The 22,118-nt window shown below is 65.4% G+C and carries 31 protein-coding genes and 1 riboswitch; of the genes, 10 read left to right on the forward strand and 21 right to left on the reverse strand.

From position 1 onward, the window contains the following. Positions 1–7: 7 nt before the first annotated feature. Positions 8–1,234 carry a lytic murein transglycosylase gene (locus EI171_RS14230; protein ID WP_161533642.1) on the forward strand — a complete coding sequence of 409 codons (1,227 nt, stop codon included), beginning with the start codon at positions 8–10 and terminating at the stop codon, positions 1,232–1,234. A gap of 83 nt (positions 1,235–1,317) precedes the next feature. Here EI171_RS14230 and EI171_RS14235 read toward each other — a convergent pair whose 3' ends face one another. Both EI171_RS14235 and EI171_RS14240 read right to left on the reverse strand, forming a co-directional pair. Continuing rightward, positions 1,318–1,599, reverse strand: a complete 282-nt coding sequence (locus EI171_RS14235) for a hypothetical protein (protein WP_011089423.1) — start codon at positions 1,597–1,599, stop codon at positions 1,318–1,320. 211 nt (positions 1,600–1,810) lie between these two features. Further along, the gene (locus EI171_RS14240) at positions 1,811–2,146 is read right to left on the reverse strand and encodes a hypothetical protein (RefSeq protein ID WP_038966395.1); all 336 of its coding nucleotides are present in this window, start codon (positions 2,144–2,146) and stop codon (positions 1,811–1,813) included. Between the two features lie 134 nt (positions 2,147–2,280). On the opposite strand from EI171_RS14240, the gene EI171_RS14245 reads away from it, so the two are divergent. The 3 genes from EI171_RS14245 (at position 2,281) to bfr (ending at position 3,640) form a co-directional block, all read left to right on the forward strand. Further along, on the forward strand, positions 2,281–2,583 hold the full coding sequence (locus EI171_RS14245) for a hypothetical protein (RefSeq protein WP_028176313.1): 303 nt from the start codon (positions 2,281–2,283) through the stop codon (positions 2,581–2,583). A 162-nt stretch (positions 2,584–2,745) separates the two neighbouring features. Continuing rightward, positions 2,746–3,018, forward strand: coding sequence for a bacterioferritin-associated ferredoxin (locus tag EI171_RS14250; protein ID WP_011089421.1), 273 nt, complete (start codon positions 2,746–2,748; stop codon positions 3,016–3,018). Positions 3,019–3,151: 133 nt separating this feature from the next. Beyond that, complete coding sequence (bfr, locus tag EI171_RS14255; RefSeq protein ID WP_011089420.1) at positions 3,152–3,640, forward strand: bacterioferritin; 489 nt, start codon at positions 3,152–3,154, stop codon at positions 3,638–3,640. Positions 3,641–3,769: 129 nt separating this feature from the next. Here the strand turns inward: bfr and EI171_RS14260 are convergent, their stop codons facing one another. The 3 genes from EI171_RS14260 to EI171_RS14270 form a co-directional block, all read right to left on the reverse strand. Beyond that, complete coding sequence (locus EI171_RS14260; protein WP_161533643.1) at positions 3,770–4,372, reverse strand: pyridoxamine 5'-phosphate oxidase family protein; 603 nt, start codon at positions 4,370–4,372, stop codon at positions 3,770–3,772. 76 nt (positions 4,373–4,448) lie between these two features. Then, positions 4,449–4,802, reverse strand: a complete 354-nt coding sequence (locus EI171_RS14265) for a hypothetical protein (RefSeq protein ID WP_027547906.1) — start codon at positions 4,800–4,802, stop codon at positions 4,449–4,451. Between the two features lie 174 nt (positions 4,803–4,976). Then, positions 4,977–6,038: an alpha/beta fold hydrolase gene (locus tag EI171_RS14270; RefSeq protein ID WP_161533644.1), complete on the reverse strand. Its 1,062-nt coding sequence runs from the start codon at positions 6,036–6,038 to the stop codon at positions 4,977–4,979. A gap of 125 nt (positions 6,039–6,163) precedes the next feature. Here EI171_RS14270 and EI171_RS14275 point away from each other — a divergent pair, with 125 nt between their 5' ends. Both EI171_RS14275 and EI171_RS14280 read left to right on the forward strand, forming a co-directional pair. Further along, positions 6,164–6,430, forward strand: coding sequence for a DUF2277 domain-containing protein (locus tag EI171_RS14275; protein WP_028176309.1), 267 nt, complete (start codon positions 6,164–6,166; stop codon positions 6,428–6,430). A 96-nt stretch (positions 6,431–6,526) separates the two neighbouring features. Beyond that, a complete protein-coding gene (locus EI171_RS14280) occupies positions 6,527–6,748 on the forward strand; it encodes a hypothetical protein (protein ID WP_028176308.1) in 222 nt (73 codons plus the stop codon). A 96-nt stretch (positions 6,749–6,844) separates the two neighbouring features. On the opposite strand, the gene EI171_RS14285 is transcribed toward EI171_RS14280, so the two are convergent. Beyond that, on the reverse strand, positions 6,845–7,363 hold the full coding sequence (locus tag EI171_RS14285) for a collagen-like protein (protein ID WP_161533645.1): 519 nt from the start codon (positions 7,361–7,363) through the stop codon (positions 6,845–6,847). Between the two features lie 158 nt (positions 7,364–7,521). Between EI171_RS14285 and EI171_RS14290 the strand changes: the two genes are divergently transcribed. Beyond that, positions 7,522–7,806: a hypothetical protein gene (locus EI171_RS14290; RefSeq protein WP_202633147.1), complete on the forward strand. Its 285-nt coding sequence runs from the start codon at positions 7,522–7,524 to the stop codon at positions 7,804–7,806. 26 nt (positions 7,807–7,832) lie between these two features. On the opposite strand, the gene EI171_RS14295 is transcribed toward EI171_RS14290, so the two are convergent. Together EI171_RS14295 and EI171_RS14300 are read right to left on the reverse strand one after the other, a co-directional pair. Then, positions 7,833–8,078 carry a helix-turn-helix domain-containing protein gene (locus EI171_RS14295; protein ID WP_011089412.1) on the reverse strand — a complete coding sequence of 82 codons (246 nt, stop codon included), beginning with the start codon at positions 8,076–8,078 and terminating at the stop codon, positions 7,833–7,835. 285 nt (positions 8,079–8,363) lie between these two features. Beyond that, entirely contained in the window at positions 8,364–9,131 is a 768-nt protein-coding gene (locus tag EI171_RS14300; protein ID WP_161533647.1) for an SDR family NAD(P)-dependent oxidoreductase, read from the reverse strand. Positions 9,132–9,242: 111 nt separating this feature from the next. On the opposite strand from EI171_RS14300, the gene EI171_RS14305 reads away from it, so the two are divergent. Next, the gene (locus EI171_RS14305; protein WP_161533648.1) at positions 9,243–9,728 is read left to right on the forward strand and encodes a J domain-containing protein; all 486 of its coding nucleotides are present in this window, start codon (positions 9,243–9,245) and stop codon (positions 9,726–9,728) included. A 129-nt stretch (positions 9,729–9,857) separates the two neighbouring features. On the opposite strand, the gene EI171_RS14310 is transcribed toward EI171_RS14305, so the two are convergent. The 4 genes from EI171_RS14310 to EI171_RS14325 form a co-directional block, all read right to left on the reverse strand. Then, positions 9,858–10,496, reverse strand: coding sequence for a hypothetical protein (locus tag EI171_RS14310; RefSeq protein WP_161533649.1), 639 nt, complete (start codon positions 10,494–10,496; stop codon positions 9,858–9,860). A gap of 106 nt (positions 10,497–10,602) precedes the next feature. After that, on the reverse strand, positions 10,603–10,854 hold the full coding sequence (locus EI171_RS14315) for a hypothetical protein (protein WP_161533650.1): 252 nt from the start codon (positions 10,852–10,854) through the stop codon (positions 10,603–10,605). A gap of 240 nt (positions 10,855–11,094) precedes the next feature. Continuing rightward, positions 11,095–11,355 (reverse strand): hypothetical protein, encoded by a 261-nt coding sequence (locus EI171_RS14320; RefSeq protein ID WP_038966401.1) that lies wholly within the window; start codon positions 11,353–11,355, stop codon positions 11,095–11,097. Positions 11,356–11,498: 143 nt separating this feature from the next. Further along, complete coding sequence (locus tag EI171_RS14325; protein WP_161533651.1) at positions 11,499–11,882, reverse strand: RidA family protein; 384 nt, start codon at positions 11,880–11,882, stop codon at positions 11,499–11,501. Positions 11,883–12,529: 647 nt separating this feature from the next. Between EI171_RS14325 and EI171_RS14330 the strand changes: the two genes are divergently transcribed. Further along, on the forward strand, positions 12,530–12,964 hold the full coding sequence (locus tag EI171_RS14330; protein WP_060908642.1) for a hypothetical protein: 435 nt from the start codon (positions 12,530–12,532) through the stop codon (positions 12,962–12,964). Between the two features lie 104 nt (positions 12,965–13,068). Here EI171_RS14330 and EI171_RS14335 read toward each other — a convergent pair whose 3' ends face one another. Together EI171_RS14335 and EI171_RS14340 are read right to left on the reverse strand one after the other, a co-directional pair. Further along, on the reverse strand, positions 13,069–13,764 hold the full coding sequence (locus EI171_RS14335; protein WP_161533652.1) for a glutathione S-transferase family protein: 696 nt from the start codon (positions 13,762–13,764) through the stop codon (positions 13,069–13,071). Positions 13,765–13,893: 129 nt separating this feature from the next. Then, positions 13,894–14,541, reverse strand: coding sequence for a glutathione S-transferase family protein (locus tag EI171_RS14340; protein ID WP_161533653.1), 648 nt, complete (start codon positions 14,539–14,541; stop codon positions 13,894–13,896). Positions 14,542–14,746: 205 nt separating this feature from the next. On the opposite strand from EI171_RS14340, the gene EI171_RS14345 reads away from it, so the two are divergent. Further along, positions 14,747–15,475, forward strand: coding sequence for an SDR family oxidoreductase (locus EI171_RS14345; RefSeq protein WP_161533654.1), 729 nt, complete (start codon positions 14,747–14,749; stop codon positions 15,473–15,475). Between the two features lie 160 nt (positions 15,476–15,635). On the opposite strand, the gene EI171_RS14350 is transcribed toward EI171_RS14345, so the two are convergent. The 7 genes from EI171_RS14350 to EI171_RS14380 form a co-directional block, all read right to left on the reverse strand. After that, positions 15,636–16,178 carry a mismatch-specific DNA-glycosylase gene (locus tag EI171_RS14350; protein ID WP_161533655.1) on the reverse strand — a complete coding sequence of 181 codons (543 nt, stop codon included), beginning with the start codon at positions 16,176–16,178 and terminating at the stop codon, positions 15,636–15,638. Between the two features lie 136 nt (positions 16,179–16,314). Next, positions 16,315–18,213 carry a phosphomethylpyrimidine synthase ThiC gene (gene thiC, locus EI171_RS14355; RefSeq protein WP_161533656.1) on the reverse strand — a complete coding sequence of 633 codons (1,899 nt, stop codon included), beginning with the start codon at positions 18,211–18,213 and terminating at the stop codon, positions 16,315–16,317. Between the two features lie 202 nt (positions 18,214–18,415). Beyond that, entirely contained in the window at positions 18,416–19,024 is a 609-nt protein-coding gene (locus tag EI171_RS14360) for a thiamine phosphate synthase (protein WP_161533657.1), read from the reverse strand. After that, a complete protein-coding gene (locus tag EI171_RS14365) occupies positions 19,011–19,793 on the reverse strand; it encodes a thiazole synthase (protein WP_161533658.1) in 783 nt (260 codons plus the stop codon). Before EI171_RS14365 ends, EI171_RS14360 begins: the two co-directional genes overlap by 14 nt. A 152-nt stretch (positions 19,794–19,945) precedes the next feature. Continuing rightward, the gene (thiS, locus tag EI171_RS14370; protein ID WP_011089396.1) at positions 19,946–20,143 is read right to left on the reverse strand and encodes a sulfur carrier protein ThiS; all 198 of its coding nucleotides are present in this window, start codon (positions 20,141–20,143) and stop codon (positions 19,946–19,948) included. 7 nt (positions 20,144–20,150) lie between these two features. Further along, positions 20,151–21,161 carry an FAD-dependent oxidoreductase gene (locus tag EI171_RS14375; RefSeq protein WP_161533659.1) on the reverse strand — a complete coding sequence of 337 codons (1,011 nt, stop codon included), beginning with the start codon at positions 21,159–21,161 and terminating at the stop codon, positions 20,151–20,153. Further along, a riboswitch (TPP riboswitch) is annotated at positions 21,149–21,277 on the reverse strand. It overlaps the preceding gene by 13 nt. Positions 21,278–21,413: 136 nt before the next feature. Then, entirely contained in the window at positions 21,414–21,956 is a 543-nt protein-coding gene (locus EI171_RS14380) for a lytic transglycosylase domain-containing protein (RefSeq protein WP_060908634.1), read from the reverse strand. Between the last annotated feature and the right edge of the window lie 162 nt (positions 21,957–22,118).

The following is a 22,118-nucleotide window of genomic DNA, read 5'->3' on the forward strand; positions in this document are numbered from 1 at the left end:
TGGCGGCATGATGCGGCGGGCGCTCATCGCTGCGGTGATCGTTGTCACCTGCGGCTGGTCGTCCGCCCGCGCCGCCGACGCCGCCTTCACGCAGTTCATCGCCTCGCTCTGGCCGGAGGCGCAGGCGGCCGGCGTGTCGCGCGCGACGTTCGAGCAAGAGACGCGCGGGCTCGAGCCGGACTACAAGCTGCCGGATCTGATCCTGCCGGGCCGGCCGGCGACCGGTGCGCCGTCGCAGGCCGAGTTCGTGCAGGTGCCGGCCGACTACGTCAGGGACGCCTCGATCGCGCGCCTTGCGGGCGAGGGGCAGCGGCTCCTGCAGAAATATCGTCCCGCGCTGACCGAGATCGAGAAGACCTCCGGCGTGCCGGCGACCGTCATGCTCGCGATCTGGGGCCGCGAGACCGACTACGGCCGCTACACGCTGCCGTATGATCTGGTGCGCGTGCTGGCGACGCAGGCCTATGTCGGCCGCCGCAAGGACACCTATCGCAACGAGTTCATCCTCTCGCTGAAGATCCTTGGCGAGGGCGTGGTGACGCGCAAGGACATGCGTTCGTCCTGGGCCGGCGCCACCGGGCTCACGCAATTCCTGCCGTCCGAATATTACAAGCACGGCGTCGACTTCGACCGCGACGGCCGCATCGACATCTGGCACTCGGTGCCGGATGCGCTCGCCTCCGCCGCCCAGCAACTCGTCAACAAGGGGTGGCAGAGCGGCGTGCGCTGGGCCTACGAGGTGCAGGCGCCGGCGAAGGTCGATTGCACCACCGGGGTGCCGGAGGTGACGAAGCCGATCAGCCAATGGCTGCGCGAAGGCTTCGTGCCGGTGCGTGGACAAAAGCTCAGCGCCGCGGAGCAGGCGCAGCCGGCCTCGTTGCTGCAGCCGGAAGGGATCTACGGCCCGTCGTTCCTGACCACGAAGAACTACTTCGTCATCAAGGAATACAATTTCTCCGACCTCTACGTGCTGTTCGTCGGTCATCTCAGCGACCGCATGACGAGCCCGTTGCCCTTCGCAACGCCGTGGTCGGCCTCGAAGCAATTGCGCACCAGGGACGTCGAGACCATGCAGCGCGGGCTCACGCGCGTCGGGTTCTACAAGGACAAGATCGACGGCAAGGCCGGCATGCAGACGCGCGCAGCGCTCGGTGCTTATCAAAAGTCGGCGGGCCTGAAGGTCGATTGCTGGCCGAGCGAAGAGGTGCTGCGCTCGATCGAGGCGGCGCGATAGCGAGCGGGACCAAAAGAAAAAGCCCGGCCGATGGTCTCGGCCGGGCTTCGATCGTGGCGCTCACGAGCGCCGTAGCGATCAGATCAGTAGCAGACGCGAACCGGGCGGATGACCCAGCCGTAACCGTCCCAGTAACGCTGACGCTGCCAGTAGCAGGGCGCGGGCGGCGGGGGCTCGGCGACGTAGACGGGGCCGCCATAGGCCGGACGGCTCGAGGCGATCGCGCCGCCGACGATGGCGCCGCCGATCAGGCCGGCCGCGATGCCCGCGCCGACGCCGTCATGGGCCTTTGCGGACGGAGCAGCGGTCACCAGCGAACCGGCGACCGTCGCAACCGTGAGGGCGGCAACTAAAGTCTTCTTCATGCTCTTGGCTCTCCTGGGAGATGGGTTCCCCTTGTTAGAGGCGCCCGGGGTTCAAAGGTTCACGCACACTCTGATGGAATTAGCCTTGCAGCTAGGAAGCGCGCAAATGGTCAATCCACGGTAAACGCACACAGAGCTGTGACGAGAAAAAGCGGTCTTTTTCGGGCTCCGAGATGAACGGCGCATCCGTCGTGAACCGGCTTTTGGCGCCTCAGCCACAGACCCTGACGCGGCGGACGCGCCAGCCATAGCCGTCCCAGAAGCGCTGCCTCTGCCAGACGCAACCGCCGTAATAGTCGTCGGCGGCATAACCCGGGCCCGGCGCGTAGTAGCGGGGCGGGTAGTAACCAGGGCCATAACCCGGACCATACGCGTAGCCCGGCCCGGGTCCGTAATAATACGGGGAAGCGAGCGCGCCGCCGACAATGGCGCCGCCGATGATCCCAGCCGCCACGCCGGCAGCGACGCCGCGCTGCGCATGGGCCGGCGTCCCGGCCGTCAGGGCCACAGCGGTGAGGGCAGCGACTGCCAGGAGCGACTTCTTCATTGGCTTGACCTTTCGCACAAACACGCGGGAACTCTTTGGGGGGTAAAGTTCCATACTTCGTTTGAATGATCAATGAACGGCACCTTGGCCGGGTGCGACGAATTGGTGTGGATCGCAGCTCCGCCAGGGAGGCGATGATGGGCAACGCGATGATCAATGCATTGATTGCTGCCGGGATCGTCTTCGCCATCGGCTACGGCTGGATCACCCACCTCCAGAATCGCGGCCAACGCCGCTCCCGCGCAGGGGCCGGCAGCGATGGCGGCGGCGACAGCTATTCGGGGACCAGCGACGGCTTCTCGCTGGGAAGCTGGTTTTCCAGCGACAGCTCGGGGAACTCGACCGACACCGGCAGCTGTTCCAGCAGCGATAGCGGCAGCAGCGGCGGGGATTGCGGAGGCGGCGGCGACGGTGGGGGAGGCGGTGGCGGCGACTAGATCCGGCCGCCATCTTGATCCAGCGCAACACCCTATTTTAGAGCCGTTCTAGGCTGTTTCCGGGTCAGTTTGGAATAGCTTCAAATACCGGTTTTTCCCTTTGCATCCGGCTGGCCCGTTAAATATCGATGATGGCGCATCACCGAAGGGCCTGCCGCTTCCATGATCGTTTGTTCCTGTAACGTGCTGAGCGATGACGACATCCGCGCCGCTGTGGCCGAGTCCGACGACGCCGTGCGCCATGCCAAGCAGGTCTATGGCTGCCTCGGCTGTAGCGCCGAATGCGGCCGCTGCGCGCGGACGATCAAGACCATCATCGATGAAGCGCTTGGCCCGTGCGCCAAGTCCTGCTGCTCCGGCTGCCCGCACAGCCACACCGTGGCCGCCAATGACGAGACGGCCGAGTCCGCCCAGTTCGCGCTCGCGGCCTGCTGAAATCTTCCGCGCTGTCGGCTGAGCTTTTCCCCCGCTGCGTCCCCGTAGCCGGTTGCCCCCTTCCGTAAACTCATTTAGAAACGTTCTAAATTTGGTTTAGTACCGATTTGGACTGCAAGAGCTGGAGTGAACCATGCAGGGCGACGCAAAAGTCATCGACTACCTCAACAAGGCACTGCGTCACGAGCTGACTGCGATCAACCAGTACTGGCTGCACTACCGCTTCCTCGACAATTGGGGCCTGCTGGACATGGCCAAGGTCTGGCGCAAGGAATCCATCGAGGAGATGGAGCACGCTGACAAGCTCACCGCGCGCATCCTGTTCTTCGACGGCTTCCCGAACATGCAGGTGCTCGATCCGCTGCGCATCGGCCAGAACGTCAAGGAGATCATCGAGTGCGATCTCGCCGCCGAGATGAGCGCGCGGGCGCTCTACCAGGAAGCGGCGACCTACTGCCACGGCGTCAAGGACTACGTCACGCGCGACCTGTTCGAGAAGCTGATGAGCGACGAGGAGCACCACATCGACTTCCTCGAAACCCAGCTCGACCTGATCGGCCGCATCGGCCTCGAGCTCTACACCCAGAAGCACGTCGGCGGGCTCGAGGGCGAGGGGCATTAAGCTCCGACCGCGCGCTCTCCATTCGTCATGGCCGGGCTTGACCCGGCCTCCACATGCTGCGCGCAATGAAGATGTGGATGACCGGGTCAAGCCCGGGCATGACGATCTGTTTGCGGAACGAAAGCGCGCCTACAGCTGCTGCTTGTAGCGCTCTTCCACGATCTCCTGACTCTCCGGTTCGCCCAGGCCCGTCTGGTCGTGAATGACTTCGACGATGCTCGGCATCACCGAGCGCTGCACCTTCTCCGGCGACCACAGCTTCGAGCGCATCAGCGCCTTGCCGCAGTGGAAATAGACTTCGCTGACCGCGACGTTCAGCACCGCGCGCGGTGGCTTGCCGAACTCCACCATCGCGGCGAGCAGATCCGGATCGGCCGAGAGCGTGCCGCGCCCGCCGACGCGCAGCGTCTCGTCGATGCCGGGGACGAAGAACAACAGATGCACGAAGCCCGAGCCCTCGACGACGTTGCGAAAACTGTCGATCCGGTTGTTGCCGGAGCGGTCGGGCATCAGCAGCTGGTTGGGGCCGGCGACGTGGACGAAGCCGATGCCGCCGCCGCGCGGCGAGGCGTCGACGCTGCCGTCCGCGCCTGACGTCGCGAGCACGCAGAACGGCGACATCTCGATGAATTTCTTCGCATGCGCATCGATCGCGGGACGTGCCTTTGCTATCACGCGCGGGCTCGGCTTGGCATAGATGGTGGCGAGGTCTTCGGCGCAAAGATCGGTCAACGGCGTGTCTCCGCATCAGCTTGGGGGCAAGCTACCCGATCGGGCCGCCCCAGCCAATGAAATCCATTACGACGCGCTACACTGCATCGGCGGGCACGAAGCAGCTGATGATGATGGTGCCGCGATGGTGGACGTACCACACCACGGCCTGGCCGACCGGGTTGCCGCGGTCGCGGATGATGGCGCGTTCGGGCACTGCCATCCACTGTCCCTCGATCGGTACCCAATAGGCGCCGTTGCGCACGTCATAGTCCGTGCGATGACCGTCGGAGATGTCGCAGCAGGGCACGCCGTTCGGCGCGATCACGCTCTTGAACCAAGCGCGGATGTCGGGCGGGACGTGATCATATTGCCCGTTGTCGAACGCAAACGCCGCGCTCGTCAGCGCCGTCATCGCAGCCAGCCAAACGCACAGTGCGAGCCTGCGCATGCGATCCTCCTCATCGCGTGTCGTGCCAATGGCGCGCGATCGCTCCGCGCCTCGATTCGTGTCGCTGACGCGATTAAGCCCGAGCTGTCAGCGCATTGCATGCTCAAATAATATGCGGCGCGAGAGGCGCCGCACATGATGCATTGCGATATGAGGACGTGCGGCCCGCCGATTCTACATCGTCCGTTGCGGCGCGGTTTGCAGCAATTGCCTGACCTGCTCGCTGTAGAACTTTGCATTGCCGGTGGTGCCGTGACCGCGCGTTTCGGTGCTGGCGGGGATCAGATACAGGCGGCCGTTCTTGACCTGCTTCATCGCCGCGTCCGTGAGGCCGGTCTCCGGCGGGTTACGCTCGTCGTCGGCGGAGTTGATCAGGAGCAACGAGGCTTCGATCTGCTCCAGCTTCTCCCCGGCATTGTAGTCGTGCGAGGACTCCCACTGGTAGACGAAGTCGTTGGCATCGGCCGTGATCGGCGTCGCGAGCCGCTCGTCGACGATCTTGTCGGCCTTGGCCGCCGTCGGCGCCTGCGATTGATAGGCCAGCGTTCCGCCGATGCTCGCGATGCCGTAGGCGGTGACGGCGTATTTCATCATGCGCGGCTGGCTGGAGTAGTTGCCGCCATTGTAGTCGGGGTCGTTGCGGATGGTGTCGAGCATGATCCGCCGCAGCATCCAGTTGCGCGATGCCATCTCGGTCGGTTGCGAGGCCATCGGGATCAGCGCGTCCATCGCCTTCGGATATTTCTCGCCCCACAGCCAGGTGTGCATGCCGCCCATCGAATTGCCGATGACGAGCCGCAGATGCTTGACGCCGAGTCCTTCCGTCACGAGGCGGTACTGCGCCTCGACCATGTCGTCGTAGTCGTATTTCGGAAAGCCGGTCTTCATGCCGTCGGACGGTTTTGACGATTTGCCATGGCCGATGCCGTCGGGAATGATGATGTAGTATTTGGCGGCGTCGAGCGACTGGCCCGCGCCGAACAGCTCGCCGGCAAAGCCTGGCGTCAGCATGCTTGCGCCCGAGCCGCCGGTGCCATGCAGCACCAGCACCGGTTGCCCGCTCGGCTCGCCGACGGTGGTGTAATGCAGCCGCAACTCCGGCATGACCTCGCCGGTGTGGAACTTGAAATCCCTGGCGATCCAGTCGCCCTGTTTCGGTGCAGGATAATCGGCAGCCATCGCCGACGCCGAGATGGACAGCAGAATGGCCGACAGCGCCGCGCAAGAAGTCTTCATGTTTCTCTCCCCATGCGGCTCGTATCCGGCGGCCGCGTTGCGGCGGATCTTAGCAAAACTCTCCGGAAGGATGTAGGATTTTGGTTCCGCCGATCGTCCTCGAGGAAAACATCGGGAGAGACTGCATGTGCCGCAACATCAAGACGCTGTTCAACTTCGAGCCGCCGGCGACGGAGGACGAGATCCATGCCTCGGCCTTGCAGTTCGTGCGCAAATTGTCGGGCTTCAACAGGCCGTCGCAGGCCAACGAGGCGGCGTTCGATCGCGCCGTGGCCGAGGTCTCGGAGGCGGCGCGAAAGCTCCTCACCTCGCTGCACACCCATGCGCCGGCGCGCGACCGCGAGGTCGAGGCGGAAAGGGCCAAGGAGCGCTCGCGGCTGCGCTTTGGCTAGCGGATCCACTGTCCCGTTCCGTGATCTGGCTCACGGTTTGGGGCGCCTCGACTTGCGATGATGTCTGCCGGGGTTTTGCCAACCCGGAGCACGACCATGACCCGCCCCCTTCTTCCGCTCAAAGCAGGTGCCATCATCTTCACGCTGCTGTGGACCGCGTGGATGATGTGGTGGGGCGGTTCGTTCTCGAGCGCGAGCGTCGTCATCCTGGCGCTGTGCGGCGCGGCGGTCGGCTATCTCTGGTATCGCGCCATGCGCTGGCAGTTCGAGCGCATGGGCATGCTGCCACGCAAGGATGATTCCTCAAGGGCTTCCTGATCCGGGCTCGTGTCCCGGACGCGGCGCTTCTTCAGCGGTGCGCCGCAGAGCCGGGACCCGGAAATCGTAAGCGGATCTCTTGCTGAGCCGCGGCCACTAATCCCTGTGGCCGTGCTTCTTCTTCTTCTTCTTTTTCTTGTGGTCGTCGTCTTCGCCGTCGTCGCTCTCGTCACCGGCGATCGGCTCGTCGGTTTCCTGCACGGCGGCCTCCAGCGCCTCGCGCTCGGCGGCTTCACGCTCGCGCTGGCGGCGGCGCTCGTCCCAGGCGTCGAAGAGCTGTTCGAGCCAGGGCAATACCTGCTCGATCGACGGCAACTGGCCGGGCGGGCCGGCCTCGCCGCGCGGGCCCTGCGGACCCACTGGGCCTTGCGGTCCGACGGGTCCCTGCGCCCCGGCAGCGCCACGCGGACCGACCTCGCCCTGCTTGCCTTGCGGGCCGGGCTTGCCTGCGGGGCCAGCCTTTCCGATCGGTCCCGGCTTGCCTTGCGGTCCCGGCTTGCCGCGCGCGCCGTCCGGGCCGCGCCGGCCCGGATGACCCTGCGGTCCCGGCCGTCCCGGCTCGCCTTGCCGCCCGCGCGGACCCTGGGGTCCCTGCCGTTTCTGTTCGTCTGCCACGCCACTGCTCCCTTGACCGGAAGCAAGCTACTTAGCGTCGTTTGACGACAGCAGCAATTCTGTCCGCGCATCGCACCCCGCTTGATCAACATCAACCGGTGGCACGCGGCGGCGTGTCACTGAAGGGCGCGCGGCCACAACCTCACGAGGAGCGACCGATGCGCGAAGCGTGGAAAATGTTCTGCTTGTCTGCAGTCACTTTTGCCGCTGCGCTCGGCCTTGCCCAGCTGTTGGTGCCCGATATCGTGCCGGTTGCTTTCGCCGAAGAGCCGCAGGGGTCATGGGCTGTCATGACGGCCATCGTTCTCCGCGCGATCGAGCTGATCGCGGCCGCGGTCGCGATCATCGCGCTCGCGGTTCTCGCCGGCGCGTACCTGCCGCAGGAGCTGCGCCGGCTGTTTCGCAGCACATCGTCGCGCCGCGCGCCGCCGCCGGCGGACTGATCGACCTCCGCGCGGCCACGCGCTGGTTAGTCCTGATAGGCCGGCACGACGATGCCGGAGGCGGCATAGAGCCTGATCTTGTTGCGCAGCGTGCGTACCGACAGGCCGAGCACGCGCGCGGCGCGTGTGCGATTGCCGTCACAGCGGGCGAGCGTCTGGAGCACGAGCTCGCGCTCGACCTCGTCGACGGTCGCACCGATCAGCAGCGGAACGATCTGGTTTGGAGCAAGGAATTCTGCGCCCTGCGGCGCGGCGACATGAACAGTGGTCATCAATACACCTCCCGACCAACGCCCGCTTCCATCGTTGGAAGCGGATCGAGAACAAACGACCCCCAAGCCGTAAATCCACGGTGGGCGGGTTTGGTTAATGAAAGGTTAACCGCGGGCGATCGCACCAATTGACCTTGGGATTGCCGCGAAGCCGCCGCGATTGGCGCGAGATGCATGGTGATGCGGACGTATCTTGCGCCGCACATTCGCTGTCATGCCCCGCCCCAGTGCGCAATTGCGCACAAGGCGGACGATGACACTGAGCGGGTGGTGAAAGCGTCCTCCTCACACCGTCCGATATCCGCCGTCCACCATCACGATCGTTCCCGTGACGTAGGCCGACATATCCGACGCAAGGAAGATCGCGGGACCCACGATGTCCTCGGGCTTGCCGGTGCGCGCCAGCGGGGTGTGATCGACGAAGGCCTGCACCAGCGCCGGATTGGTGGCGCGCACATTGGCGTTGATGTTGGTCTCGATGAAGCCCGGCCCGATCGCGTTGACGCGCACGCCTTCCTTGCCGAGCTCGGCCGCGAGCGCCTTGGTGAAGCCGAGCACGCCGTGCTTGGAGGTGGTGTAGGCCGCCGAGCTCGGCGTGCGCAGATGCACGAAGGACTGGATCGAGCCGATATTGACGATGCGGCCCTTGGCTGCGCGCAAGGGAGCGAGGAAGGCCTGCGTCATGTTGAAGACGCCGTTGAGGTTGAGCGAGATGATGTCGTTCCAGTCCTTCGCCACCGTCTCCGTCTCCGCGGTGAAGGCGTTGCGGCGGGTGATGCCGGCATTGTTGACGAGGATCGAGACCTGCCCGACCTTGTCGGCGACCTGCTTGGCCAGCGCAAAGCAGTCGTCGCGCCGGGTCACGTCGAGCGCGAAGCTCTCGGCCCTGCCGCCGGCCTTGCGGATCTCCTGCGCCCCTTCCGCGACGGTGCCGGCGTTGACGTCGAGCAGCACCACTTGTGCGCCCTCGCGCGCGTAGCCGGCCGCGATCGCCCGGCCGATGCCGGAACCGGCGCCGGTGACGACGGCGATGTGATTTGCAAGCAATGCCATGACATTTTCCTCCCGGATTCGTTTCGAAATTTCATGAAAGGCTAACTCGAAATTAAGGGGTCGGAAACGGCGGCCTTGGCATACTGATTCTCATTGCTAAACGTTGCGCGCATGATGGAACGGCTTGAATCCTGGAAATTGGCGCTCGAGCGCCTGCGGTCGGCGGAGCCGGCCGATTGGGCCGAGGCGGGCCGGCTCATAGCCGAGATCGCGCGGATGAGCCCCGATGTCACGCTGCGACAGGCCGCCGAGCAGGCGCTTCCGGTGCTGCGCCAGGCTGTGGACAATGACGATCGCAGCGTCATGCTGGCAGCCCAGCGCCGCCTCGGCGTGGTCCTCGATGTCGTTCATGGTCTTACCGCGCCGCGCTTCGGCCGCCGCAACGCGACGCCGAAGAAACTCTCGAGCGAGGATCGCGCCCGCAAGGTGCTCGGCCTGCCGCTCGCGGTGCAGCTCACGTGCGAGGACATCAACCAGGCCTATCGCCGCGCCGCCAAGGGCATGCATCCCGACCGCGGCGGCAGCGCGGAAGCCTTCATCGACCTCGCCGCCGCGCGCGACCTGCTGATCCATCCCGGCGCGCACAAGGACGCGTGAGAGCGCTCAGACGAGATCTCGTAGGGTGGGCAAAGGCGCATTTGCGCCGTGCCCACCATCTTCGCGATGGATGGAATGGTGGGCACGCTTCGCTTTGCCCACCCTACGGCGTCTGCGCTGTTTCTAATCTCAGCTCTTGCTCACGCAGCTCGGATAGGGGGCGGCTTCACCTGGTACGATCGGGCAGAGCTCGATCGGGCCGAGCTCGCGCAGGCGGGTTTGCCAGCGTTCGTCATTGACCGGCGGCTCGTCGCTCTCGGGGCCGCGCTCGGCCCATTGGATGGTGTAGTAGTCGGTCGTGCCCTTCAGCGTGACCAGCAGCGCGGTCTCGCTGTGGCGGGTCGGGCCGCTGTCGACGCGGCCGCAGCCGATCACCGCGACAAAACCCTCGAAGCGGCCGAAATTCGTGGCGCCGAGCGGCTGTGCCGCAAAGCTGTCGGGGCAGGCCGATTTGAAGCCGCCGGCGATGGAGCCTGCGAGTGCCTCGGGCGAGGCGCCTTGTGTCAGCGTCATGCCCTTCTCGCCGGTGACCGTGATCATCTGCGTCCAGCGTTCCGGCGTCTCGTCCTTCAGCACGGCTTCGCGGATGTAGTGGCCGCCCTTGGTGTTCTCGAACACCGCGACGAAGTTCGACGGCATCGCGAAGCTGACGAGCTGGCCGAAGATCGGCGAGATCACGCGGAAGGATTGCGGCGCCTGCGCCGGCGATGTGGAGACGAGTGCGAGCGATGCAATGAGGATCGCTGCCGTCGTGGTGAGCCTGCGCATCGATTGATCCCGCGGGAGCTGAGTAGAAACGCTGGATAGAAACGCGAACGGGCAAGGATGCTAGCAGCGCATCCTTGCCCGACCCTTGTCGTCCGCCGATCGAATCCTACCAGGTGCAGTGGCCGTTTCTCAACGCGTGGTCCTTCAGCGCGAGTGCGTCGACGAAGGTCGGCACGGTGGCGCTGACGCGGGCGTAGTCGGCGGGCCACGGCGCGGTCGGGATGCTCTCGTCCCAGATCTGGCAGAAGCCGGTGTCCTGCCAGCGGATCAGGTGATAGCTGGCCTCCGCGGGGCTCGCGGCGACGAAGGCGGTGACGGCAAGACCGGCGGCAGCGCACAGCACGGAAATACGACGCATGATCAGCTCCTCAAATGAAAGATGTGATGCGCCTCCCGACAATGACGGGAGGCGGGTGCGGGGCGCTTTTGGGGGGCGCGCCCCGGACAAGATGTGAGTAGTTCCGCCTGTTGATCAGGTTCAAAGCGCGTGCGCCGGAAATGCGGGATTCAGCCCGAAAAATGGGAGGCCGCGCGCCAAAAGAAGAGGGCGGATCGCTCGCGCGATCCGCCCTTTCAAATCCCGTCTGTCGCGTCAGGCTCAGAGCGTGCAGCGGCGCTCCCCGCGCAGCTTGATCTGGAGGTCGGAGGCGGCCGTGAAGGTCGGGAGCGGCTTGCTGACGACCTTGTAGGTCGAGGCGCCCCACTGGAACGGCTTGTACTTCAGGTCCTCGTTCCAGACCTGGCAGATGCCGGTGTTGTCCCAGCGGATCACGTAATAGCTGGGGGCTGCCAAGGCCGGTACGGCAAAGACGGAGGTGGCGATGCCGGCAACGGCACAGAGGGCGAGAACGCGACGCATGAAAAATCTCCTTGTGGGGAAGTGTGACCCGAAAATTCGTGCGGTAAAAGCCGGTCCTTTGCAAGCCGGGGAGCCGCCGTTCACGGACATGTCAGGCGATGCAGGGCACTTGGTTTGGCCGCGTGCCCGGCAAGTCACACTGCTCACTTCGAAAGCGACGCCACCGCCTCGATCTCGATCAGCATCCGCGGATCGGGCAGCGCGTGCACCACGCAGGTGGTGCGTGCCGGATAGGGCGGCGGACCGAAGGCGCCGGCATAGAGCGCGTTCATGGCGGCAACGTCGGAGGCACGCGTCAGAAGCACGCTGACCTTGACGAGATCGCGGACGGTTGCGCCGGCCTCGGCCAGCACGCGCTTGATGTTGATGGCGACGTTGGCGAACTGCGGCTCGAAGCCGTCGGGCAGCGCGCCATTGCCGTCGAAGCCGGGAATGCCGGAGACGAACAGGAGATCGCCGACGCGCGTCGCAAAGGACAGCGGCGGTGCCTTCACATGCGGCGGGGGCGCGAAATGCTGGATCGGCATGGGATCACCTCGGGGGTCGTGCAGGGCCCATCAGCGTAGCGACATGCGGGGGAGTTGCAATCGTCATCAGGGAGCCGGCGCAGGGGGCAAAAACGAAAACCGCGAAAACAACCCCATGCACAGTAGAACGCCTCCGGCCGGGCTGGTCGCGGCGAGGACGCGCAGGCATTTGATGCGCCGGGGAAAACGGCTGCATGCGCGCAAGGGTGGGGAGAGGGCGATCGGACCCGGCAATTTGCGCCCCCGATCGATCGGAGGGAGCGGAATTGTCCGGTCGGGTCGGCCACGCCGCGACGACGTTTGACTCGTCGGGCAAAACACCGGCAGAGTTGCATCATGGCGACAGTGTCGGTAGGCGCGGACCTTCGCCTCTCCCCGCGCGCGGGGAGAGGCCGGAATTTGCGTGAGCAAATTCCGGGTGAGGGGGAGTCTCCGCGGGCTCGACTGTCACCGTGATCGAGGAGGCAGCCCCTCACCCCAACCCTCTCCCCGTAAGAACGGGGCGAGGGGGCGTACCGTGCAAGCGGGGAGAGCAGTTCGCTGCCACGTGCGGCCGCCCCCCATCATGTTGCCGCCGCGATCGATCGGATAGATTCGTCCGGTCTGATTCGATCCCTCCCTTGAAAAATATCCCCCGGAGACGCCCCATGAAGATCGCATCCACCCTTCGCGCCGCGCTGGTCGCCATCGCGGCGCTTGCCGGGCTCTCGACCTCGGCGCTGGCCGACGGCGGCACCGTGGTGCTGACGATCTACAAGGCGGGCTGGATCATCGGCGGCTCCGGCGGCTCGGGCGTCCTGAACTTCCGCGGCCGCTCCTATGCGCTCTCCACCGGCGGGCTCGATTACGGCCTCGTGTTCGGCGGCTCCAAGACCGTGCTGCGCGGCCGCGTCTCCAACATCAACCGTCCCTCTGACGTCGCCGGCGTCTACGGCGCCGCCGGCGCCGGCCTTGCCGTCGGCCGCGGCGCCCGCGCCATCGTGCTCACCAACCAGAAGGGCGCGGTGCTGGAGCTGTCGGGCTACCAGACCGGCCTGATGGCGAACGCGGATCTCAGCGGGCTTGCGATCACGATGCGGTAGGTGCGTAGGGTGGGCAAAGGCGCGTAAGCGCCGTGCCCACCATCGGTGTCAGCTCGGACGAAAGAGTTGGTGGGCACGCTTCGCTTTGCCCACCCTACGGCTCCCTACGCTCCCGTCACCGCCGCATGAATCCGCTCGCAATGCGCGACGAGATTGGCGTGCGCATCGACGAACGCCTTCAGCGGCGTCGGGATCGGAAAGTAGTAGATGTTGGCGATGAAGCCGTAGATACCGGCATCACAGCTGGTCGGCGCTTTGCCGTGCACGAAGCCCGTGGCGGGCACGATCTCGGCCAGCACCTCGAGGTCCGCGAGGCCCCGCGCATAGGCCTGCTCCGGCGTGTAGCGGCCGATGCCCTGGTAATGATAGCGCTGCGCGTTGTACGCCTTCGCCTTCTCGAATCCTTCCGCGTCGATCTGCGGATGCTGCGCGATGAAGGCGTCGCGGAACGCCGGATAGTAGCGCTCGTCCTTCCAGCGCGAGTACGACATCACCCAGTAGAGATCGTCCAGCATGCGGGTGACGAAGTGATTGGTCCTCCGTGCGTCCTGCGAAAGCCCGGCATCGATGCTCAGGTGATATTTTGCGATGGCGTGCGCGATGATCGTCTCGCTGTCGCCGATGGTCTCGCCGTCGTCGACGATGTAGGGCAGCTGCCCGCGCGGCGCGGCGGAGGCATCGAAGATATGCTCGTGCACGAACGGCACGCCGGCGAGCTTCAGGAAGGCGTAGACCTTGAGGCCGTAGCCGTTGTTGTCGGCGACGCCGAACAGTTTTGGGTAGGAGTAGAGCGTCAGCATGAGCGGGCTCCTCCGTGTTGGCGGAGGCAGCATGCAGGGGCGGGGAGACGGACGCAATGGGCCGGCGGAAATCGTCAAACCCACGTTGTCGTCCTGCGAAAGCCAGGACGATAGCGTGGGGCGCCGCTCCTACGAACGCGATGCGGCGGTGAACACCGCCAACTGCGCCTCGAACGCACGCCTGAACGCCGGCCGGGCTTCGCCGCGGGCGACGTACGCGGCGATGTCAGGGTATTCGTCCAGCAGGCCGGAGGTGTTGAGCCGGCGCAGCACCGTCACCATCATGAGATCGCCGGCGCTGAACGCGCCGTCGAGCCAGTCGGCATCGCCGAGGCGAGCCGACAATTCGCCGAGCCTGGTACGGACGCGATCCTGCAACATGGGCAGGCGCGCCTCGTACCAGCTCTTGTCGCGCTCGAACAGCAGCGCCATTCCGAGCTCGACGATCGGCGGCTCCAGCGTATTGAGCGCGGCAAACATCCACGCAATCGCGCGGCCCCTCGCATCCGCATCCTTTGGCAACAATCCATCATGGCGTTCGGCGATGTGGAGCACGATCGCGCCCGACTCGAACAGGGTGAGATCGCCGTCCTCGAAGGTCGGAATCTGCCCGAACGGATGCAGCGCAAGATGCGCGGGTTGCTTCATCGCCGCGAACGAGACGAGGCGGACGTCGTAGGGCTGGCCGACTTCCTCCAGCGCCCAGCGAACCCGCATGTCGCGCGCCTGTCCCCTGCCGCGGTCGGGCGAGCTTTCGAAGGCGGTGATGGTGGGCATCGGGGGGCTCCGGGGTGGTGGCGTATTGTCCTGAGGACGAACGGGCGGGGTGGGTTCCGACAACCTATCGCGTTTTCTGGCGCGTAGGATGGGTAGAACAAAGCGAAACCCATTGCCTACGCGCGTTGACCGTTTTGCGACGTGATCCACTTCGCCAGGTCGCTTTGGATCGCTATACTGCCAATCTCAGCAGGATGGTGCCCCCATGGCGAGAGAATTGGAAGGCAAGGTTGCCGCCGTGACCGGAGCCGCGTCCGGCATCGGATTGGCGAGTGCCGAGGCGATGCTGGCTGCGGGCGCGCGCGTGGTGATGATCGATCGCGACGAGGCTGCGCTGAAGGCGCTCTGCAACAAGCACGGCGACACCGTGATCCCGCTGGTCGTCGACCTGCTCGATCCAGAAGACTGCGCAACGCTGTTGCCGCGCGTCTTGGAGAAGGCCGGCCAGCTCGACATCCTGCATGCAAACGCAGGCACGTATGTCGGCGGCGATCTGGTCGATGCCGACACCATGGCGATCGACCGGATGCTGAACCTGAATGTCAACGTCGTGATGAAAAACGTGCACGACGTGCTACCGCACATGATCGAACGCCGGACCGGCGACATCATCGTCACGAGTTCGCTGGCGGCGCATTTTCCGACGCCGTGGGAGCCGGTCTATGCGTCGTCCAAATGGGCGATCAACTGCTTCGTCCAGACGGTGCGGCGCCAGGTCTTCAAGCATGGCATTCGCGTGGGCTCGATCTCGCCCGGCCCGGTCGTCAGCGCGCTGCTCGCGGACTGGCCGCCCGAGAAGCTGAAGGAAGCCAGGGACTCGGGAAGCCTGCTGGAAGCCAGCGACGTGGCCGAGGTCGTGATGTTCATGCTGACGCGGCCGCGCGGCATGACCATTCGAGACGTGGTGATGCTGCCGACCAATTTCGATCTTTAGGGCGCATGCGCGGGTGACGGTGTCCATTCCTCATGGTGAGGAGGCGCGAAGCGCCGTCTCGAACCATGCAGGCCCCATCATCTCGCCCGCGGCCATCCTTCGAGACGACTGCGGAGCCTGTCATCGGGCCGCGCATTGCGCGGACCCGGTGGCGGTCTCCTCAGGATGAGGTCTGTGGGTGTTGAACGTCCAGCGCAGCAATCCACGCCGCCAGTTCTCGCCACGGCTCCAGCGTCCAATGCCCGGACGCAGCACCGGACGGCGAGGGCAGCACGAACACCTCGGGCCAGCTTCCATCCCGCGCCTGTCGCCCCAGCGCAATCCCGCTCGACGGCCTGCCGTAAAACAAGCTCGCCGCCTTCTTGCTCGTGAACGCAATCGTCCGCGGCCGATACTTTTCGATCTTGGCCCTGACCCCCGGCACGTCGATCGTCTCCGTCGCGATCTGGTGATCCATCCCGGCCCCCGACTTGGACAGATCGGTGAAGCCGATCCCGAGATCGAGCAGCGCGGCGAACTCGCTCGGCTGATAGCGCCGCGGCGTGATCCCGGCCTCATGGATCGCGCGCCAGAAGCGGTTGCCGGGATGGGCGTAGTAGTGCCCCAGCTCGGCCGAGCGCGTAGAGGCGGCGGTACCGACGAAGACGAGGCGGAGGTCGGGGCGGAGCTGGTCGGGGAGTCTCTCGAGAGCGACGTTCGGCAAATTGCGGGTCCATTGGAGGGTTAGAGCGCAGCGAAGCCTACTCGCCCAATGATTGTGTCAACTGCTTTGCCAAAAAAAGCCGGGCGATCTGCCCGGCTTTCGCGATGTATTGGATCGTCCGAGGCTTTTCTTGCCCTCACAGCACCCGGTTACTCTCCTTCACCTTCTCCGCATCCAGATAAACGCTACTGCCCATCTCCTTGAACTTCGCGCTCATCTGCTTCATGCCGTCTTCGGCCGTCCCGCTGATCGACATGCCGATGCTGTTCGGGTCGTTCAGCGTCGCCGCATAGTCCCGCACGTCCTGCGTGATCTTCATCGAGCAGAATTTCGGGCCACACATCGAGCAGAAATGCGCGACCTTGTGGGCTTCCTTCGGCAGGGTCTCGTCGTGGAAGTTTTTCGCGGTATCGGGGTCGAGGCCGAGGTTGAACTGGTCGCTCCAGCGGAAGTCGAAACGGGCGCGGGAGAGCGCGTCGTCGCGGAGCTGGGCGGCCGGGTGGCCCTTGGCGAGATCGGAGGCGTGGGCCGCGATCTTGTAGGTGATGACGCCAGTCTTGACGTCGTTGCGGTCGGGCAGGCCGAGATGCTCCTTCGGCGTGACGTAGCAGAGCATCGCGCAGCCGAACCAGCCGATCATGGCCGCGCCAATGCCTGAGGTGATGTGGTCGTAGCCCGGCGCGATGTCGGTGGTCAGCGGTCCAAGCGTGTAGAACGGCGCCTCGCCGCACTCCCTAAGCTGCTTGTCCATGTTGATCTTGATCTTGTGCATCGGCACGTGGCCGGGGCCTTCGATCATGACCTGGCAGCCCTTGTCCCACGCGATCTTCGTCAATTCGCCGAGCGTCTCCAGCTCCGCGAACTGCGCGCGGTCGTTGGCGTCCGCGATCGAGCCCGGGCGCAGGCCGTCGCCGAGCGAGAACGAGACGTCATACTTGCGCATAAGGTCGCAGATCTCGTCGAAATGCGTATAGAGGAAGCTCTCCTTGTGATGCGCCAGGCACCACTTCGCCATGATCGAGCCGCCGCGGCTGACGATGCCGGTGACGCGGTTGGCGGTGAGGTGGATGTAGGACAGGCGCACGCCGGCGTGGATCGTGAAATAGTCGACGCCCTGCTCGCACTGCTCGATCAGCGTGTCCTTGTAGAGCTCCCAGGTCAGCTTGACCGGATCGCCGTTGCACTTCTCCAGCGCCTGATAAATGGGAACGGTGCCGATCGGCACCGGCGCGTTGCGCAAGATCCATTCGCGGGTGGTGTGGATGTTGCGGCCGGTCGAGAGGTCCATCACGGTGTCGGCGCCCCAGCGGATCGCCCACACCATCTTCTCGACCTCTTCCTCGACCGACGAGGTCACCGCCGAGTTGCCGATATTGGCGTTGATCTTGGTCAGGAAGTTGCGGCCGATGATCATCGGCTCGAGTTCACTGTGGTTGATGTTGCAGGGGATGATGGCGCGGCCGCGCGCGATCTCGGAGCGCACGAACTCCGGGGTGATGAAGGCCGGGACCTCCGCGCCAAAGCTCTCGCCGTCGGCGAGCGCGGCTTCAGCGCGTTCGAGCTGCTCCTTGCGGCCGAGATTTTCGCGCGCGGCGACGTAGATCATCTCCTTGGTGATGATGCCGGCGCGGGCGAATTCGAGCTGGGTGATCTTGTGGCCGTCGAGGCCGCGCAGCGGCTTGTGATAGGCGCTGAACGCGCGCGCGGCCTTGTCGGTGGAGAGGTTGCCATTGTCCTCCGGCTTGACCTGGCGGCCCTCATATTCCTCGACGCCGCCGCGCTCCAGCACCCATTGCTTGCGGCTCCGGGCAAGGCCGGCGTTGACGTCGATGGTCACGGACGGATCGGTGTAGGGGCCGGAGGTGTCGTACACCGGCAGGTTCGGCTCGCCGGCGCCTTCGGACAGGATGATCTCGCGCAGGGGCACGCGCAGGTCGGGCGCGGCGTCCGGGGACGCGAAGATCTTTCGCGAAGACGGCAGCGGGCCGGTGGTGACGGCGGGAACGGTCTGTTGCGGGTTGGAGCGGATGTTCATGGGATCCTCCTTAATTCAGTTCGTTGGCATCGCTGCACGAGAGACAATTACCGCCGTCATCCCCGCCTAGTGCGCAATTGCGCACGGGAGCGGGAATCCAGTATTCCAGAGGCCGTAGTGGGATACGGAGAGGCCGCGGCGTACTGGATCGCCCGGTCAGGCCGGGCGATGACGGCGGAGTGTGTAGAGAGAGCGAGGCGCATCATGCCGCCTCCTTCGACTCGCCGAGCCATTGCCGCACCCGCGCGTCGGGGTCGGTATTTTGCGTGACATCGGAAACGACGGCGATGGAATCGGCGCCCGCGGCAAAAATCTCCGCGGCGTGCTCGAACTTGATGCCGCCGATCGCGACCAGCGGGATGGTGCCGATGCGCTTTTTCCATTCCGTGATCTTCGGAATGCCCTGCGGCTCGAAGCGCATCGACTTCAAGGTGGTGAAGAAGATCGGGCCCAGCGCGACGTAATCCGGCTTGGCCGCGAGCGCGGTCGCAAGCTCCGCGTCGTCATGGGTGGAGATGCCGAGGAGAAGGCCCGCCTCGCGGATGGCCTTGAGATCGGCGTCGGCGAGGTCTTCCTGGCCGAGATGCAGATACTTTGCGCCGGCGACGATCGCCGCGCGCCAGTAATCGTTCACGACGAGCTTCGCCTGCGTGCCGTTGGTGATGGCGAGCGCGTCGGTGACGATCTGCAGCGCTTCGGCGTCGTTCAGGTCTTTCGCGCGCAGCTGGATGGTGCCGACACCGAGTTTTGTCAGGCGCTCGACCCAGTTGAGGCTGTCCACGACGGGATAGAAGCGATCAGGATACGGCATGCCAGAACGGGGTCCCAACGACAGGGGTGGAAGGGGAGGCGAAGTCGCGGGCGTTCATCAACCCGGCCTCAAAGGCGGTGCGGCCGGCCTCGACACCCAGGCGGAAGGCGTTGGCCATCGCGACGGGATCGGCGGCTTTGGCGATCGCCGTGTTGAGCAGCACGGCGTCATAGCCGAGCTCGAGCGCCTGCGCCGCGTGGCTCGGCGCGCCGATGCCGGCGTCGACCACCAGCGTGATGTCGGGCAGGCGATCGCGCAAGAGCTTCAGCGCATCGCGGTTGGTGATGCCCCGGGCCGAGCCGATCGGCGCTGCCCACGGCATCACCACCTTGCAGCCGGCATCGACCAGGCGGTTTGCAACCGAGAGATCCTCGGTGCAATAGGGGAACACCTCAAAACCGTCCTTGATCAGGAGGCTTGCTGCTTCGACGAGGCCAACGACGTCGGGCTGGAGCGTGTCGTTGTCGGCGATCACTTCCAGCTTGATCCAGCTTGTGCCGAACAGTTCGCGCGCGAGCTTTGCGGTCGTCACCGCCTCGCGCACGCTGCGGCAGCCGGCGGTGTTCGGCAGCACGGCGACGTCGAGCTCGCGGATCAGGTTCCAGAACGCATCGCCCGTCTTGCCGCCGGCGGATTCGCGACGCAGCGACACGGTGACGATGTTCGAGCCGGCGGCACGGATCGCTCCTTGCATGATCGCCGGCGAGGGATAGAGCGCGCTGCCGATCAAGAGGCGCGAGGCGAAGGTTTTGCCGTAGAAGGTCACCATGTCGAATTCCCCGTCATTCCGGACGGGCCGCGGAACGCGGACCGATCCGGAATCTCGAAGTTGTGGCGCGAGATTCCGGGTTCACGCTTCGCGTGCCCCGGAATGACGGGCCAATGCAGCCGTCCTCGCGAAGTGAGCGTGTGGTCATCCCCTCACCCTCCCTGCCGCGGCGTGATGATCTCGATCTCGTCGCCGGCCTTCAGGCTCGTCTCGGCCCAGCGGCTTTTCGGCACGACGTCGTAGTTCAGCGCGATCGCGAAATGGGTGCCTTCGTAGTCGAGCTCGGAGAGCAGCGCGTCCACGCTGACTGAAGCCACCTCGCGCTGCTCACCGTTGATGATCACAAGCATTGCACGATCACCCGCATTGCATCACCTCGTTGTCGATCTGGCCGCGCTGGACGTATTGCAGCGTCAGCTCGGCGAGTGCCGGCGCGATCAGGAAGCCGTGGCGGTAGAGCCCGTTGACGGCGATCTTTTCGCCGCGAATGCCGATGCGCGGCAGATTGTCGGGGAAAGCGGGGCGAAGGCCCGAGCCGAATTCGACGATGCGCGCCTCGCCGAACGCCGGGTGCACCGTATAGGCCGCACCCAAGAGCTCCAGCGCCGAGCGGACGCTGACGCCGGTGTCCTCGGCCTCGATCGAGGTCGCCCCCAGCATGAACAAATTGTCCTCGCGCGGGATCACGTAGAGCGGCCAGCGCGGATGGATCAGCCGCACCGGGCGCGCCAGCTGCACCTCGCTCGTCTCGATCAGGATCATCTCGCCCTTGACGCCGCGCAGGTCAGGCTGCTCGTCGCGCGCGGACAGGCCGCGGCAGTCGATCACGATGCCGTCGAGATCGGCGGCGCTGACGTCGCTGGAGAACTTGATGGTGCCGCCGGCGGCGCGGATGCGTTCGTGCAGCTTCGGCAGCACGCGGCGCGGCTCGACATGGCCTTCGGTCGGGAAGAACAGGGCGTCGCGGAAGCGGCCCTCCAGCGACGGCTCGAGCTCGGCAAGGCCGGCGGCATCGAGCCGGCGGTGCTCTTCGGTCATCCGGGCAAAGCGTTCGAAATCGTTGCGCTCGCGCGGATGGGCGACGACCAGGGAACCGTTGAAGGGCGTGTCGGGCAGCTCGCGCCGCCAGATGTCGAGGGAGCGCTGGCCCAGCCGGCTGATGATGGGTTCGGCGACCTCGGCCTCGCACCATGGCGCCAGCATGCCGCCGGCCCAGTGGCTGGTGGAGTCCGTCATCGCAGCGTCGCCGCGCTCGTGCAAGGTCACGGCGTGGCCGGCCTGCGCGAACAGCAGTGCCTGCCAGGCGCCCGCAATGCCTGCGCCGATGATGGATACCGCGGAATCCGCTCGCTTGGTCGTCTGTAACATCCCTGTCCCTTCGCCGGCATGACCCGGATCAGGTTCAAAGGGTCACCGCGGTCCTGGGCGGATTTGCCCATTTAGCGGTATCTCAGCTCCTCCTCGGAGCACCCCTCGGAACGGTGCCAATGTATGCCAGCGGGGCGGGGTGGTCAACGCGTGTTGCCACAGGGCAGTCATTCCGGGGCGATGCGAAGCATCGAGCCCGGAATCTCGAGATTCCGGGTTCAGTCCTGCGGACTGCGCCGGAATGACGCGCGGTTAGTGTGGAACCTGGGCCCGCGCGTTGCGGACGCGCTGGGCGAGCTTTTTGTGCGGCGTGGTGCCGAACATCGGCTGCGGGTTGCCGTTCGGCTCCAGCCAGGCCTCGTTGCTGGCCTCTCGCACCATCTGCTGCGCCGTTTCCTGGCGCTGCCGCTTTGCAACGTAGTAATAGCCGCCAGCGAAATAACGCACGGCTCGGGCATGGTCGCCATTGGCGGCGCGATAGGCGCCGGCGAGGTATTTGACCGCGTAAGTGAGATTGGTGTTGGGATCGCGCAGGCCGGCGGCATCGCCGGTGTAGCCGACGCCGCGGGCGGTCGCGAGCTTGATCTGCATCAGGCCGATGGTGCCGCCATGGCCGACGAGGCCGGGCTGATAGCGGCTTTCGCGCATGATGACGCGATGCACCAGCGCTTCCGGCACGCCGTTGGCGCGGGCATGGGCCGCGACCATCTCGGCGTACTCGGCTTCACCCGCGAACGCGGCCTGCGGCGACACCAGTCCGGCCGCGATGAGCGCGGCGACACGTAAAATTTTCATCAGATATCCCTGACGTCCCTGAGCGACCTGCGCCCGGCTGTTGTTATTGTTTGAGCATGATCTGTTCGGAAAACCGCGGTGCACTTTTCCGGATCATGCTTTAGGCCTCCGGAACACGGCGATGATGTGACCAAACGCCGCCGCTGACGATTTTGCGGCGCC

This window comes from Bradyrhizobium sp. LCT2 (genome assembly GCF_009931255.1).
Lineage (GTDB): Bacteria > Pseudomonadota > Alphaproteobacteria > Rhizobiales > Xanthobacteraceae > Bradyrhizobium > Bradyrhizobium diazoefficiens.

Excerpts from the sequence above, each read along its gene's own strand:
- EI171_RS14305 (WP_161533648.1), top strand. The coding sequence starts at position 9,243 with ATGATGGAACGGCTTGAATCCTGGAAATTGGCGCTCGAGCGCCTGCGG.
- EI171_RS14375 (WP_161533659.1), bottom strand. The coding sequence starts at position 21,161 with ATGTTACAGACGACCAAGCGAGCGGATTCCGCGGTATCCATCATCGGC.
- EI171_RS14365 (WP_161533658.1), bottom strand. The coding sequence starts at position 19,793 with ATGGTGACCTTCTACGGCAAAACCTTCGCCTCGCGCCTCTTGATCGGC.
- EI171_RS14245 (WP_028176313.1), top strand. The coding sequence starts at position 2,281 with ATGATGGGCAACGCGATGATCAATGCATTGATTGCTGCCGGGATCGTC.
- EI171_RS14230 (WP_161533642.1), top strand. The coding sequence starts at position 8 with ATGATGCGGCGGGCGCTCATCGCTGCGGTGATCGTTGTCACCTGCGGC.
- EI171_RS14315 (WP_161533650.1), bottom strand. The coding sequence starts at position 10,854 with ATGCGTCGTATTTCCGTGCTGTGCGCTGCCGCCGGTCTTGCCGTCACC.
- thiC (WP_161533656.1), bottom strand. The coding sequence starts at position 18,213 with ATGAACATCCGCTCCAACCCGCAACAGACCGTTCCCGCCGTCACCACC.
- EI171_RS14240 (WP_038966395.1), bottom strand. The coding sequence starts at position 2,146 with ATGAAGAAGTCGCTCCTGGCAGTCGCTGCCCTCACCGCTGTGGCCCTG.
- EI171_RS14360 (WP_161533657.1), bottom strand. The coding sequence starts at position 19,024 with ATGCCGTATCCTGATCGCTTCTATCCCGTCGTGGACAGCCTCAACTGG.
- EI171_RS14265 (WP_027547906.1), bottom strand. The coding sequence starts at position 4,802 with ATGCGCAGGCTCGCACTGTGCGTTTGGCTGGCTGCGATGACGGCGCTG.
- EI171_RS14295 (WP_011089412.1), bottom strand. The coding sequence starts at position 8,078 with ATGACCACTGTTCATGTCGCCGCGCCGCAGGGCGCAGAATTCCTTGCT.
- EI171_RS14275 (WP_028176309.1), top strand. The coding sequence starts at position 6,164 with ATGTGCCGCAACATCAAGACGCTGTTCAACTTCGAGCCGCCGGCGACG.
- EI171_RS14310 (WP_161533649.1), bottom strand. The coding sequence starts at position 10,496 with ATGCGCAGGCTCACCACGACGGCAGCGATCCTCATTGCATCGCTCGCA.
- EI171_RS14270 (WP_161533644.1), bottom strand. The coding sequence starts at position 6,038 with ATGAAGACTTCTTGCGCGGCGCTGTCGGCCATTCTGCTGTCCATCTCG.
- EI171_RS14290 (WP_202633147.1), top strand. The coding sequence starts at position 7,522 with ATGCGCGAAGCGTGGAAAATGTTCTGCTTGTCTGCAGTCACTTTTGCC.
- EI171_RS14235 (WP_011089423.1), bottom strand. The coding sequence starts at position 1,599 with ATGAAGAAGACTTTAGTTGCCGCCCTCACGGTTGCGACGGTCGCCGGT.
- EI171_RS14300 (WP_161533647.1), bottom strand. The coding sequence starts at position 9,131 with ATGGCATTGCTTGCAAATCACATCGCCGTCGTCACCGGCGCCGGTTCC.
- EI171_RS14280 (WP_028176308.1), top strand. The coding sequence starts at position 6,527 with ATGACCCGCCCCCTTCTTCCGCTCAAAGCAGGTGCCATCATCTTCACG.
- EI171_RS14330 (WP_060908642.1), top strand. The coding sequence starts at position 12,530 with ATGAAGATCGCATCCACCCTTCGCGCCGCGCTGGTCGCCATCGCGGCG.
- EI171_RS14340 (WP_161533653.1), bottom strand. The coding sequence starts at position 14,541 with ATGCCCACCATCACCGCCTTCGAAAGCTCGCCCGACCGCGGCAGGGGA.
- EI171_RS14250 (WP_011089421.1), top strand. The coding sequence starts at position 2,746 with ATGATCGTTTGTTCCTGTAACGTGCTGAGCGATGACGACATCCGCGCC.
- EI171_RS14320 (WP_038966401.1), bottom strand. The coding sequence starts at position 11,355 with ATGCGTCGCGTTCTCGCCCTCTGTGCCGTTGCCGGCATCGCCACCTCC.
- EI171_RS14325 (WP_161533651.1), bottom strand. The coding sequence starts at position 11,882 with ATGCCGATCCAGCATTTCGCGCCCCCGCCGCATGTGAAGGCACCGCCG.
- EI171_RS14345 (WP_161533654.1), top strand. The coding sequence starts at position 14,747 with ATGGCGAGAGAATTGGAAGGCAAGGTTGCCGCCGTGACCGGAGCCGCG.
- bfr (WP_011089420.1), top strand. The coding sequence starts at position 3,152 with ATGCAGGGCGACGCAAAAGTCATCGACTACCTCAACAAGGCACTGCGT.
- thiS (WP_011089396.1), bottom strand. The coding sequence starts at position 20,143 with ATGCTTGTGATCATCAACGGTGAGCAGCGCGAGGTGGCTTCAGTCAGC.
- EI171_RS14335 (WP_161533652.1), bottom strand. The coding sequence starts at position 13,764 with ATGCTGACGCTCTACTCCTACCCAAAACTGTTCGGCGTCGCCGACAAC.
- EI171_RS14380 (WP_060908634.1), bottom strand. The coding sequence starts at position 21,956 with ATGAAAATTTTACGTGTCGCCGCGCTCATCGCGGCCGGACTGGTGTCG.